The organism is Mesorhizobium sp. M2A.F.Ca.ET.046.03.2.1 (assembly GCF_003952425.1).
In the GTDB taxonomy this organism is placed as follows: domain Bacteria; phylum Pseudomonadota; class Alphaproteobacteria; order Rhizobiales; family Rhizobiaceae; genus Mesorhizobium.
In genome coordinates this window covers 5,094,752-5,107,160 of the sequence record NZ_CP034449.1, presented here as the reverse complement: position 1 = coordinate 5,107,160, position 12,409 = coordinate 5,094,752, and the positions used below count along the sequence as shown (strand labels likewise).

The 12,409-nt window shown below is 65.3% G+C and carries 15 protein-coding genes; 9 read left to right on the top strand and 6 right to left on the bottom strand.

Annotated features, from left to right (window positions below; all coding sequences use genetic code 11):
* The first annotated feature begins 49 nt into the window (after window positions 1–49).
* The gene (soxR, locus tag EJ072_RS24305) at window positions 50–493 is read left to right on the top strand and encodes a redox-sensitive transcriptional activator SoxR (protein ID WP_126081642.1); all 444 of its coding nucleotides are present in this window, start codon (window positions 50–52) and stop codon (window positions 491–493) included.
* A gap of 22 nt (window positions 494–515) precedes the next feature.
* Here the strand turns inward: soxR and EJ072_RS24300 are convergent, their stop codons facing one another.
* Window positions 516–773, bottom strand: a complete 258-nt coding sequence (locus EJ072_RS24300) for a hypothetical protein (RefSeq protein ID WP_042639873.1) — start codon at window positions 771–773, stop codon at window positions 516–518.
* A 112-nt stretch (window positions 774–885) separates the two neighbouring features.
* Between EJ072_RS24300 and hemF the strand changes: the two genes are divergently transcribed.
* From hemF to EJ072_RS24280, 4 genes are all read left to right on the top strand, one after another.
* Window positions 886–1,800, top strand: a complete 915-nt coding sequence (gene hemF / locus EJ072_RS24295; RefSeq protein WP_126059743.1) for an oxygen-dependent coproporphyrinogen oxidase — start codon at window positions 886–888, stop codon at window positions 1,798–1,800.
* A gap of 258 nt (window positions 1,801–2,058) precedes the next feature.
* A complete protein-coding gene (locus EJ072_RS24290) occupies window positions 2,059–2,319 on the top strand; it encodes a DUF1344 domain-containing protein (RefSeq protein WP_126081641.1) in 261 nt (86 codons plus the stop codon).
* Window positions 2,320–2,598: 279 nt separating this feature from the next.
* On the top strand, window positions 2,599–2,784 hold the full coding sequence (locus EJ072_RS24285) for a DUF1059 domain-containing protein (RefSeq protein ID WP_126081640.1): 186 nt from the start codon (window positions 2,599–2,601) through the stop codon (window positions 2,782–2,784).
* Between the two features lie 345 nt (window positions 2,785–3,129).
* A complete protein-coding gene (locus tag EJ072_RS24280; RefSeq protein WP_126081639.1) occupies window positions 3,130–3,708 on the top strand; it encodes a hypothetical protein in 579 nt (192 codons plus the stop codon).
* Here the strand turns inward: EJ072_RS24280 and EJ072_RS37005 are convergent.
* A complete protein-coding gene (locus EJ072_RS37005) occupies window positions 3,698–3,931 on the bottom strand; it encodes a hypothetical protein (protein WP_245466975.1) in 234 nt (77 codons plus the stop codon). The two genes, EJ072_RS24280 and EJ072_RS37005, sit on opposite strands and share 11 nt — an antisense overlap.
* A 75-nt stretch (window positions 3,932–4,006) precedes the next feature.
* Window positions 4,007–4,135: a hypothetical protein gene (locus EJ072_RS37360; protein ID WP_281059394.1), complete on the bottom strand. Its 129-nt coding sequence runs from the start codon at window positions 4,133–4,135 to the stop codon at window positions 4,007–4,009.
* 345 nt (window positions 4,136–4,480) lie between these two features.
* On the opposite strand from EJ072_RS37360, the gene EJ072_RS37000 reads away from it, so the two are divergent.
* A complete protein-coding gene (locus tag EJ072_RS37000; RefSeq protein ID WP_245466973.1) occupies window positions 4,481–4,771 on the top strand; it encodes a S8 family serine peptidase in 291 nt (96 codons plus the stop codon).
* 145 nt (window positions 4,772–4,916) lie between these two features.
* Here the strand turns inward: EJ072_RS37000 and EJ072_RS24270 are convergent, their stop codons facing one another.
* The 3 genes from EJ072_RS24270 to EJ072_RS24260 are packed head-to-tail and all read right to left on the bottom strand — an operon-like array spanning window position 4,917 to window position 7,458.
* A complete protein-coding gene (locus EJ072_RS24270; protein WP_126081638.1) occupies window positions 4,917–6,185 on the bottom strand; it encodes a CCA tRNA nucleotidyltransferase in 1,269 nt (422 codons plus the stop codon).
* A complete protein-coding gene (locus tag EJ072_RS24265; RefSeq protein ID WP_126081637.1) occupies window positions 6,182–6,814 on the bottom strand; it encodes a CoA pyrophosphatase in 633 nt (210 codons plus the stop codon). Before EJ072_RS24265 ends, EJ072_RS24270 begins: the two co-directional genes overlap by 4 nt.
* The gene (locus EJ072_RS24260; RefSeq protein WP_126083738.1) at window positions 6,814–7,458 is read right to left on the bottom strand and encodes a DUF1285 domain-containing protein; all 645 of its coding nucleotides are present in this window, start codon (window positions 7,456–7,458) and stop codon (window positions 6,814–6,816) included. Before EJ072_RS24260 ends, EJ072_RS24265 begins: the two co-directional genes overlap by 1 nt.
* A gap of 156 nt (window positions 7,459–7,614) precedes the next feature.
* Here EJ072_RS24260 and EJ072_RS24255 point away from each other — a divergent pair, with 156 nt between their 5' ends.
* The 3 genes from EJ072_RS24255 to EJ072_RS24245 are packed head-to-tail and all read left to right on the top strand — an operon-like array spanning window position 7,615 to window position 12,409.
* Complete coding sequence (locus tag EJ072_RS24255) at window positions 7,615–8,619, top strand: MoxR family ATPase (protein WP_126081636.1); 1,005 nt, start codon at window positions 7,615–7,617, stop codon at window positions 8,617–8,619.
* Window positions 8,619–9,593 carry a DUF58 domain-containing protein gene (locus EJ072_RS24250; protein WP_126081635.1) on the top strand — a complete coding sequence of 325 codons (975 nt, stop codon included), beginning with the start codon at window positions 8,619–8,621 and terminating at the stop codon, window positions 9,591–9,593. Before EJ072_RS24255 ends, EJ072_RS24250 begins: the two co-directional genes overlap by 1 nt.
* A complete protein-coding gene (locus EJ072_RS24245; protein ID WP_126081634.1) occupies window positions 9,590–12,409 on the top strand; it encodes a DUF4159 domain-containing protein in 2,820 nt (939 codons plus the stop codon). The genes EJ072_RS24250 and EJ072_RS24245 overlap by 4 nt, the downstream gene beginning before the upstream one ends.

Here is a 12,409-nt window from a genome sequence, read left to right as displayed (position 1 = left end):
TTCCTGGCTACAAGCTCAACTTAACTTGAGGTCAAGCAGGAATTTGAGAATGGCTCCGGTAAGGGAATTGACGGTCGGCCAAGTGGCGATGCGCAGCGGCGTCGCGGTATCGGCGCTGCATTTCTACGAGGCGCGCGGGCTGATCCGCAGCCATCGGACGGCTGGCAACCAGCGGCGCTACGGCCGCGATGTGCTCAGGCGCGTTGCGATCATCCGCGTTGCCCAGGAGGTCGGCATCTCGCTTGCCGACATTGCACGGGCGTTCCAGTCCCTGCCCGAAGAGCGCACGCCGACGCGCGAGGACTGGAACCTGCTTTCGACGGCCTGGCGCGACGAGCTCGATCAGAAGATCGCCCAGCTCAAGAAATTGCGCGACGGCCTGACCGACTGCATCGGCTGCGGCTGCATGTCGATCGACAAATGCCCGCTGAGGAACAAGGAAGATCGGCTGGCCCGGGAGGGCACGGGCGCGAGAAGGCTGGCGGTGCGCTGACGGGTTGGCCGCCAAAGATGTCTCAGTCGGCCGCCGGCAGCCGGCGCATGGTGAATTCGATCACATCGCCTGGGCGTTCGAACCAGCTTTCGATCTCGGTCCAGTAGGCCTGCTTCGGAAAGCGCTCGAACCACTCCTTGGCCTTGAGGCGGGCGGCGGGCCTCGGCAGCACGAAGGTCTCGCGCAGGAAACCGTCGCGCGGCAGGTTTGCGCGCTCGGCGCGCGAGCGCTCCAGCCTCTTCTTCAAGCCATCCAGCGGCGGTCTTGCCGGGGTGCGCACGAAGGAACTCCTTTGCACCTGGATCAGACAGGACTTGACCCTTGTCTTTAACAGATTAGGGATCGCGCGCAGAAAAAACGAGTCATTTGTCGGCCGCGACTGGAGACAGCTTTTGGAACGACCCGAAATACCGGTGGGGTTGCCGGCCGACATCGAGCAGAAGAAGATGAAGGCCCGCCTCTGGTTCGAAGCGCTGCGCGAACGTATCTGCGCCACCTTCGAGCAGCTCGAGCAGGAGCTTCAGGGACCGCTGTCCTCATGGTCGCCCGGCCGTTTCGAGAAGACGCCCTGGGAGCGCGACGAAGGCCGCGGTGGCGGCGGCACCATGTCGATGATGCGCGGCCGCGTCTTCGAGAAGGTCGGGGTGCACACTTCGACCGTCCATGGCGAATTCTCGCCGGAATTCAGGAAGCAGATACCCGGCGCCGAGGAGGATCCGCGCTTCTGGGCAAGCGGCATCTCGCTGATTGCGCATCCCTGGAACCCCAACGTGCCTGCCGTGCACATGAACACGCGCATGGTCGTCACCACGCGCCAATGGTTTGGCGGCGGCGCCGATCTGACGCCGGTGCTCGACCGTCGCCGTACCCAGGACGACCCCGACACGATCGCCTTCCATCGCGCTATGCAGTTCGCCTGCGAGAAGAACGCCGCGGTCGCCGACTATCCCAAATTCAAGGCCTGGTGCGACGAATATTTCTTCCTGCCACATCGCAACGAGCCGCGCGGCATCGGCGGCATCTTCTTCGACTGGCTGCATTCGGGCGAGGACAAGGGCGGCTGGAACGCCGATCTCAATTTCGTACAGGATGTCGGCCGCTCCTTCCTAGTCGTCTATGCCCATCTGGTTCGTGGCAACTTCAACCAGAACTGGACCGATGGCGAGCGCGACGAACAGCTGATCCGGCGCGGCCGCTACGTCGAATTCAACTTGCTTCACGATCGCGGCACCATCTTCGGCCTGAAGACCGGCGGCAATGTAGCCTCGATCCTGTCCAGCCTGCCCCCCGAGGTGAAATGGCCGTAACGATCAGGTGAGCGCGGCTGTGGCCGCATTGCTGTCCCATTCGTCGAATCTTGGCAGGCAATGTGGCGGGCCGGATTTCTTTTACGTCTAATATCCTTTTGAAAAAATTGAGCTATTTAAGGTTGCCGGGCCGGGAAGCGGCGGCGGCAGAGGTGGCGATCATCGCGTCCCACGACCGCGACTCGACGCGACTTGACGGCCCTGATCTAAGAGAGGTGCCTGATCCAACGGGCGCCTGCATTTCCAGGAGAGCATGCCATGCGCAAGCTTATCGTGACGGCGGCAACCGTCGCCTTCCTCGCCTCCGGTGGCGCCGCGTTCGCGGCTGCCAAGCACACCACGGGAACCGTGAAGAGCTTTGATGGAACGGCCATGAGCCTGGTTCTCGACGATGGGTCGACCTTCACTCTGTCCAAGGCCTTCAAGGATCCCGGCATTCAGGCCGGTGAGAAGGTTCGCGTGTCCTGGGACATGAGCGGCAAGAAAAAAATCGCCGAAGCCGTCAAGATCATGAAGTAACGGCTGGAGCAATTCCAGGAAAACCGCACCCGGCGAGGCATAGCAGGCTCAGGCGGCGCGAAGGGCGGAGCACCAGTGCTTCGCCCTTCGTTTCATGCTTTTACCGCGCCGACCGCCCTCGGCCACTCCTTCGTGCAACCGAAAGCGGCGGCATGTGTTATTGATATCCATCCGGGCAATCCTGCGAAAACGCGCATCGGCTTTGGGCGGGATTGCATAAAGACAAATGGCTGGAGCGCTCTGGCTGAGCAGCCCCGTCGCGAGGAAAGGAAAATCCCCATGAAGGAATTTCAATGCGGATCGCTGGTTCCCGGCTGTGACTGGCATACGCGCGCCGAGGAAGAAGCGGAGGTCATGCGCCGCGCCGTCGAGCATATGCGTGAAACGCATGGCGAGACCATCATCCGCGAGACGATGATCGAGGCGATCCGCTCGCGCGTCCAGAAGGTCCGCGACGCCGCCTGATCGGGCCGGATCGGACTTCCAGACGTCACCGGCCGGCAAGGCTGGCGGGAAACTGCTTGCCTCGCATCCCGCCCTCTTCGTCGGCGATCCTCGATCGCCGGCCTAAAGCGCGTCGCGATCTTTCAGATTCGCTCCATGCGCTTTAGGTTTTTAGTTTTACGCGACATGCATAGGCGCTGTGTATCCATAATTCGGGGGAATTCTTATATTCGTAACAGCTTAGATAACCTGGCGGTAACGGTCTGCGTGCGATTCTCCCGTGCATGATCCGGCCAGAGGCGGCTGCCCGAGAAGCCCTTCGCCATCAAGGCGCTGTCCGGAATGGTGGGGCGAGGTGCTTCGCGCATGCGCGAGCGGTCCAACATCCGAGGCGGTTTCTGCACGGCGGTGCTTTTGGCGTGCGCCTTCCTCTTCGCGTCCGGCGCGGCCGCGCAGGAATGGACCACCTCGCTCGTCGATGTCCATCAGGGTTCTCCGCTCAGCGACAAGGCCAGGGGCCTCGGCACTGGCGGCTATGAATTGCAGAGCGGAAGCTGGATCTCCTTCAGCCGTTGGTATCACGCGAGTTGGATCGACATGCATGTCGACTTCCTCACCCAGATCACGCCCGATACGGGCTTTCTCTGGGGGTTCGGCACCGGCGAGCAAGCCGAGAAATATCGTATCGAGCCGAGCCTCAAGCTCGGATTTCTCACCCAGACCCATCCGAATCCCAACAGCACCCTGTCCCTGTCGGTCACCACCACCATCGGCGGCAATCTGACGGAAAAGCCCTGCGAGGCCGACTACGGCGAGTTCGGAACCTACAGCGTCAATTGCCGGCTGGCGGCGGGGGAGACCGCGCCTGAGGAAACGCTGAAGTATCTGGTCAGCGCCAGGCCGGAGACCATGCATCTCTGGCTGAACTACCGTCTCACTTTCTGATCGGAGGGCAGGCAAATGAAATCATCTTGTCCCGAAACTCACGATCGCCCGTCCTGGTTCTGTCTGACTGGAGAATGAACATGTCGGTTAAGTCCTTGAAGTTCGGCCTCGCCGCCGCCTTGGCCATTCTTTCGGCGCCGATGGCATCAGCGCAGGAAGCGCTCAGCCCGGACGAAATGGCCGCGCTCTGCCATGGCGGCGGGTCCATCTGCGTAAGCGCCACGATCCCGGTCGCGCGCACGACGCAGACCCTACAGAACTGGATGAGCCCCGACGTCGGCGCCGCATGGTCCGCCGGTTACAAGGGCAAGGGCGTCACCATCACCATGGTCGACGATTTCAGCAGCACGTCGCGCTTCTCCGGCAATTTCGGAATCGGCGTGCAGACGCAGCGGCACGGTGAATGGACGCGCGAGGAGGCGAGCATGATCGCTCCCGCGGCGACCATCCGCTCCAAGGATTTCTCGACCGGAACGACCGTTTCGCTGGCACGCGGTCTTAATGTGCTCAACCTGAGCTACGGCATGTACACCAACGCGGGCTACAGCGTGAATCAGATCTGGTGGGCCCCGGAAGAAGCCTCGATCATAAACTATGCGACCAGGGGAACGGCCGTCGTCTCCAAGGCGGCCGGCAACGACGCCGTCGCCGTTGGCGCGGCCATCAACGGCCAGCAGGACTATCTCGATCTCGCTTTGATCGGCAAATCGACGGCGATCTTCGTCGGCGCGCTGTCGACGAACGGCACGACGGCCAACAAGGCTCAGCTTGCATGGTATTCCGACTACGCCGGTACCAATACGCAGGTGCAGAGCCAATTTCCTGGTTGGTCGGCGTCGAAGGCGACAAGACGGGTCTCTATGGAACGTCTTTCGCCGCGCCGATCATCTCGGGCTACGCCGCGATCATCGGCAGCAAGTTCACCAAGGCGACGCCGGTGCAGATCACCAATGACCTGCTCAACACGGCCCGCACGGACACGCTGGCCAACTACGACCCGTCAATCTACGGCAAGGGCGAGGCAAGTCTCTCGCGGGCGCTGGCTCCCGTGGCGATACACTGACAGGCGCGGGTCCCCCCGGCCGACAGGAGCAATTCCAGGAAAGTGTGAGCGGTCAGGCTCAGGTCTTCGCCGTAGCCTTCCGTCCGGAATTGCATAAAACAAAGAGATAGAGCGGTTCGCCGTTTCCATGAAATGGTGAAACGACCTAAGGCTCCAAGGCCTGCGCGGCGCGCTCCATGAGCGCGCCGCGTTCCAGGGTGAAGCTCGACCCGACCCATTCCCTTTCGAGGTTCTTCAGCGTCGCGCCGAGCTTCGGCCCTGGTGACGCGCCAAGGCCAGTCAGGTCGGCGCCCTTGATCGGAAACACCGGTTTTGTCCATTTCAGCGTGAAGTTGAGCAGGCGTGAAAGGCCGCCAGCCTCCATCATTGCCTGGTTGTCTTCCACGGCACGCGTCCGCGCGGCGGCAAGCGCCAGCCGGATGCGGTCGAGATAGCCGTCGCGATCGCCGTAGTAGAGCTTCTTGGCCAGTTCGGTCTCGGTCATCTTCGCGTCCGGGGCGATGGTCAGCGCCCAGTGCCGCAGGCGAGCGGCCTCGTCATTCGAAAGCCGCAGCCGCTCGCCAAGCGTCTTCATGCGCACGGCATCGGGCGGGACGATTGCCTCGAGCCGCAGCATCGGATCGGCGATCCAGCCGAGATCCTTCCCGGTCCTGGCCAGCCCGTGGATGGCATCGATGCCCCATTTCTCGCTTTCCGGCAGCACGGCGGTCAGCACGCCGGCCTGGCGCATCCAGAGCAGGGCGCGCGAAGGGTCTGGAGCCGACAGCAGCTTCTTCAGTTCGGACCAGACGCGTTCGGCCGAAAGCTGGGCAAGCCCCTCCTTCAGCCTGGCGCAGGCCTTCAGGCCTTCGGCATCGGGGCGGCCGTCGCCATACCAGGCGAAGAAGCGGAAAAACCGCAGGATGCGCAGATAATCCTCGCGGATGCGCGCCCCCGCGTCGCCGATGAAACGCAGCCGCCGCGCCTCGATATCGGCAATGCCGCCGACAAGATCGACGACCGTGCCGTCGGCTTCGGCATAGAGCGCGTTGATGGTGAAGTCGCGCCGCTCGGCATCAAGCTTCCAGTCGCGCCCGAAAGTCACTTTCGCCCGGCGGCCGTCGGTCTCGACATCAGCGCGCAGCGTGGTGACTTCATAGGGCTTGCCACCCGCAATCACGGTGATGGTGCCGTGTTCGATCCCTGTCGGCGCCGTCTTGAAGCCGGCCGCCTCCGCGCGCCGGATGGTCTCTTCGGGCAGTGTCGTCGCGGCGATGTCGATATCGGCCACCGGTTGGCCAAGCAGCGCATTGCGCACCGCGCCGCCGGCGACACGCGCTTCCTCGCCGCCCTGCTTCAGCGCAGCCAGCAATTGCTGCAGGGCCTTGTCGCCAAGCCAACCGGCCTGGCTCGAGAGGGACAGCTCGACGCTCACGCATAAAGCCTTTCATACAGCGTGCGGATGATGCCGGCGGTGACGCCCCAGATTCGCTGGTCGCCATAGGGCATATCGTAAAAGAACCATTCGAGATCGTTCCACATGCGGCTGTCGCGCGCGTGGTTGGCCGGGTCCATCAGGAAACTCAAGGGAACCTCGAAGGCGGCGTCGACTTCGTCGGCATTGAGCGTCAGCGAAAAGCCGGGGCGCACCACCGAAAGCACCGGCACGATGCGGTAGCCGCTGCCCGATACATAATCCGGCATGCGGCCGATGATCTCGATATGGCCGCGATCGAGGCCGATCTCCTCGAAAGTCTCCCGCAGCGCGGTCGCCTCCGGACTGGGGTCGGTCGCATCGATCGTGCCGCCCGGAAAGGCCACCTGGCCGGAATGGCTGCGCAGCTTCTCGGCGCGCTTGGTGAGCAGCACCATGGCGCCCTCGGCGCGGTCGACGACCGGGATGAGCACGGCCGCGTCCCGCAGCGGCTTGACGTGCTGGAGCCTGGGGTGATCGGGGTTGAAGCGATGATCGCCGAAATCCTCGCCAGGGGTAATCGCGGCCTGCGCGGCGGCCCGGGCCCGGAAATCCGCGATCGAAAACGGCGCCCGCGTCACCTGGTCCATCACGCGCTCAGCCGTTTCAGTTTTTCGGCCGGCATGATCGGATAGACCTCGCCGCCCGAGCGGACGGCGAACATCGCCTTGCCGTCGATGTCGATCTCCTCGCCATGCGCGACCAGCTCATACATCACAGCCCGCGCCACCAGCGCCTCCAGCCGTCCGCGCACCAGCACATAAGGCTTCAGCCCACCGGTTTCGTCCTCGTCGACGAAACGCAGCGGATGGCCGGGCCCGGCGGCGACAACGTCGCCGACATTGGTGCGGAAGGTGATGACTTGCTCGTCGCCGCTCCCGGACGCATTCATTTCAACGGCGATGAAAGGCGCGTCGACGACCCGGATTCCGACCCGCTCGACCGGAGTCACGAGATAGGTCTTTCCGTCGGCATCTTTGCGCAGCACGCTGGAAAAGAGCTGCACCAGCGGCATCCGGCCGATCGGCGTGCCAAGATAGAACCAGGTGCCGTCCGCCTTGATCTCCATGTCGAGGTCGCCGCAGAAATCCGGATTCCAGCGCTCGACCGGCGCCGGCCCCTTGCCCGCCCGGGCCGCGCGCGAGATCAGCGCCTCGAGGCCGCGCGCCTCGGTAGCGCTCGTCAAGCTCTGCCCACCCGGGCTTTGTTCACGATGTTCGCTGCGTTCGGCCATGGTCACGAAATAGTCACTGTTGTCCCGATTGTCAGCCTTGTCCGCCCAAGTCTGTGATTTAAGTTCGAATGCAGGCGCCAGGCGGGGCCGAATCGCGGCATTCTGCGACGTTGAGAATGCAGGCCGGTATTTCCAACCACAAGGGATCGAAACGGCATGAGCGTGATGATCAAGGAAAGCCCGATCAGCGAAAAAGCGATGATCGAGGAAGCTGAAAAAGCGCTGGCCGACATCTCCAAGGTCCGCGACGCGGTCGGCCGGGTGATCTTCGGCCAGGAAGCGGTCGTCGAGCGCACGCTGGTGGCGCTGCTGGCGGGCGGCCACGCGCTGCTGGTCGGCGTGCCGGGCCTCGCCAAGACCAAGCTGGTCGAGACGCTGGGGATCGTGCTCGGCCTCGATTCGCGCCGCGTCCAGTTCACGCCCGACCTGATGCCGTCGGACATCCTCGGCTCCGAGGTGATGGAGCAGGACGAGTTCGGCAAGCGCTCCTTCCGCTTCATCTCCGGTCCGATCTTCACGCAATTGCTGATGGCCGACGAGATCAACCGCGCCTCGCCGCGCACGCAGTCGGCGCTGCTGCAGGCGATGCAGGAATATCACGTCACAATCGCTGGCGCCCGCCACGACCTGCCCTCGCCCTTCCACGTGCTGGCGACACAGAACCCGCTGGAACAGGAAGGCACCTACCCGCTGCCCGAAGCCCAGCTCGACCGCTTCCTGATGCAGGTCGACATCCTTTATCCGGAGATCGATGCGGAGCGCCGCATCCTGCTCGAAACGACCGGCATCGACGAAGCCAAGGCCGACAAGGTGCTGCAGCCGGCGAGACTGAAGGAGATCCAGACGCTGATCCGTCGAATGCCGGTGCCGGAAAGCGTCGTCGAGGCGATCCTCAAGCTGGTGCGTTCGGCCCGGCCCGGCCAGGGCAATGCCGAGACGGACAAGCATGTCGCCTGGGGGCCGGGCCCCCGCGCCAGCCAGGCGCTGAACCTGTGCACCCGCGCCCGCGCCCTATATGATGGAAGGTTGGCGCCGTCGGTGGACGACGTCCGCGCCTTGGCCGAACCGGTGCTGCAGCACCGCATGGCGCTGACGTTCGCCGCCCGCGCCGAAGGCACTTCGGTGCGCGACGTGGTGGCGAAGCTGGCAAAAGGCATCTGATGGGTCGAATAGGCGAGGTCCAGGCACCGGTTGCGACGCGCGACGCGCTCGCCCGCGGCCGGTTGCGGGCTTCACTGGTGCCGGACCTGCTGGTCGAGGCGCGGCGCATCGTCAATACGGTGATCGCCGGTTGGCACGGCCGTCGCAAGCGCGGCATCGGCGAGAATTTCTGGCAGTTCCGGCCTTATGTCGAAGGCGATTCCTCGCGCATCGACTGGCGCCGCTCGGCCAGAGACGACCATACCTATGTGCGCGACCGCGAATGGGAAGCCGCGCACACCGTCTGGCTCTGGGCCGACCCCTCGCCTTCCATGCTCTACAAATCGGCCGGCGCTGGCGTTTCCAAGGAATCGCGCGCGCTGGTGCTGGCGCTCGCCTTGGCCGAGCTTTTGTCGCGCAGCGGCGAGCGCATCGCCTGGCCGGGCCTGACCGACCCGTTCACCGCCCGCAACGGCGCCGAGCGCATCGCCGCCCAGCTGAGCCACGCCGCCGCGCTGCCGGCCAAACCTGACCTGTCGGCCATCCGCCGCTTCTGCGACATCGTGCTCGTCAGCGATTTCCTCGACCCGGTCGAGGAAACCATGGCCTGGCTCGAGGTGCTTGCCCGCCATGGCGTGCGCGCGCACCTTATCGAGGTCGCCGACCCGGCCGAGGAAACCTTCCCCTATGCCGGCCGCACCGAGTTCACCGATCCCGAGACCGGCGACAAGCTGACCGCCGGTCGCGCCGAGATGCTGGCCGAGGAATACCGCCTGCTTTACCGGGCCCGCCGCGATGAGCTGGCCGCATGGTGCAAGCGCCTCGGCTGGAGCTTTACCGTCAATCACACGGACCGGCTCGCCTCCGAAGCGCTGGTGCGCGTCCACATGGCAATGACCGCCGACGGCAGTCATGCAGGGCTGGCCGACAAAGGTCATGCAGGGCTGGCCGATAGAGGTCACCCCCCGCAGGCCACTGGAAAGGCGGTCGCATGAGCTGGCTGCCGCTTTCCTTCGGGGCGCCCATGGTGCTGTGGGGCCTTGTGGCGCTGCCGGTGATCTGGTGGCTGCTCAGGCTCACCCCGCCCAAGCCGCAGACGGAAGTTTTCCCGCCGCTGAAAATCCTGGCCCGGGTCCTCCGACGCGAGGAAACCCCGCAGCAAAGCCCGTGGTGGCTGACGCTGCTTCGGCTGCTCATGGCGGCGCTTGTCGTGATGGCGCTGGCCGAGCCGGTCTTCAATCCGCGCGAAAAGCTGCCGGCGGAAGGTTCCGCCCTGGCGCTTGTCATCGACAACAGCTGGGCAAGCGCCGCTGACTGGGGCAAGCGCGTCGCCACCGCCGAGCGGCTGATCGCCGACGCCGGATCGAACGGCGTGCCGATCGTCATCGCCTTCACTGCCGAGAAGCCCAACGCCGAGATCGGCCCCTTCGATGCCTCAGCCGCGCTCGACCATCTGCGCGCCGCCAAGCCGCGGCCGATCCCCACCGACAGGCCCGCCGTCTATGCCCGCGTCGCCGCCGCGTTGGAGCGCCTGCCGGGCGCCAGCGTCGCGGTGCTCGCCGATGGCCTTGCCGCCAAAGGCGACGAAGCCGCTTTCAAGACGCTGCTCGAAAAGAACGCGAAGCGGCTGGTCTGGGCCACGTCCGACCGGCCCTCGGTGACCGGCCTGACTAGCGCCGACAACCAGGTCGACGGTTTCGCTTTGACCGCTATCCGCGCGCCGGGCAATCCGGCGCCGGCGCAGGTCACCGCCGGCGCCTTCGACGACAAGGGCCGCCGCATCGCCGACGCGACGCTGACCTTCGCGCCGGGCGAAGCCGCCGCCACGGCGACGATGGCGGTTCCCTTCGAGCTGCGCAACGATTTCGCCTCGATCGCGCTCGACGGCGAGCACCAGGCGGGCGCGGTACGGGTGCTGGACGAAAGCTCGAAACGACGCCGTGTCGGCCTGCTGTCTCAGGCCGAGGCCGACCAGGCGCAGCCGCTTCTGTCGCCGCTCTACTATATCCGCCGCGCCCTGCAGCCCTTCGCGGACCTGGTCGAGCCGTCGAGCGCCGACCTCACCGACGCCATTCCGCAGCTTCTCGACCAGAAACCGGCGATGATCATCATGGCCGATGTCGGCACCATCCCGGAGCAGGTCAGGCAGCGTCTGGTCGACTGGGTCGACAAGGGCGGCACGCTGGTCCGCTTTGCCGGCCCGCGTCTTGCCGCGGCCGGCAATGACGACGACCTTTTGCCGGTCCGGCTGCGCAGCGGCGAGCGCGCGCTCGGCGGTGCGCTATCCTGGACGACACCGCAGGCGGTCACCGAATTCCCGAAGAACGGTCCCTTCGCCGATCTTTCCCCGCCCTCCGAGGTGACGGTCAGCCGGCAGGTTCTGGCCGAGCCGACGCCCGACATCGTCGAGCGCACCTGGGCCACGCTTGCCGACGGCACGCCGCTGGTGACAGGCATGAAGAAGGACAAGGGCACGCTGGTGCTCTTCCATGTCACGCCCGAGGCGACCTGGTCGAACCTGCCGATCTCCGGCACGTTCGTCGAGATGCTGCGGCGCGTCGTGCAGCTGTCGCGCAACCAGGGCGCGGCGATCGCCAATGCCGAAGCCACCGCCGCGTCGCTGGCACCCTACCGCATGATCGGCGCCGACGGCATGCTGACGCCGCCCCCGCCAGATGCCCGGCCGCTGGTGCCCGGCGCCGGCCCGCTGCCGGTGACCCTGGAGAACCCGCCCGGCCTTTACGGCTCCGAGACGGGCGTCTTCGCGCACAATCTACTCGAGGCATCGAGCACCTTCGCGCCGCTGGTGCGCCCGCAGATTTCGCTGCCGGTGACCGCCATCCCCTATGCCTTCGACGAGTCGGAAAACCTCAAGGGGCCGCTGGTCGCCGTCGCGCTCCTGCTGATGGCGCTCGACACCTTGGCCGTATTCTGGATGGGCGGCCTGCTGGCGCGCCGGCCGCGCCGCGCGGCCGTGGCGACCACAGCCGCCGTCCTGGTCGTGCTCAGCGGCCTCTTCGGCCACGCCGATCTCGCCCGCGCCGACGATTCGAAGCCAGGCGACGCCCAGGCGGTCGACGACATTTCGAAGACCCGCATCGCCTATGTCATCACCGGCGAACCCGGCGTCGATTCGATCAGCCGTGCCGGCCTTGAAGGCCTGACCCGTTTCCTGATCGAGAAGACCGCGCTCGAGCCCGGCCCGCCGGCCGGCGTCGACATCGCCAAGGACGAACTGTCCTTCTTTCCTCTGATCTACTGGCCGATCGATGCATCGGCGCCGATGCCCAGCCAGGCGGCGATCGCCCGCATCGATGCCTATATGCAGCAGGGCGGCACGGTCCTGTTCGACACGCGCGACCAGTTTTCCAATGGCATCGGCGCCGGCTCGGCAAGTCCGGCGACCGAGCGGTTGCGCGACATCCTCGCCAATCTCAACGTGCCGCCGCTGGAACCGGTGCCTTCGGACCACGTGCTGACCAAATCCTTCTTCATCCTGCCGGAATTCCCCGGCCGCTTCAGCGGCAGCCCGTTGTGGGTCGAGGCCTCGCTCGACGCCAGCAACACCGAGAACCGCCCCGTGCGCACCGGCGACGGCGTCTCGCCGATCATGATCACCGCCAATGATTTCGCCGGCGCCTGGGCGGTCGACGAGAACGGCGATCCGATGCTGCCGACCGTGCCGCCGGACCCGATGCAGCGCGTCTATGCGCTGCGCGCCGGCGTCAACATCATGATGTACATGCTGACCGGCAACTACAAATCCGACCAGGTGCATGTGCCCGTGCTGCTCGAACGGCTGGGGCAGTAG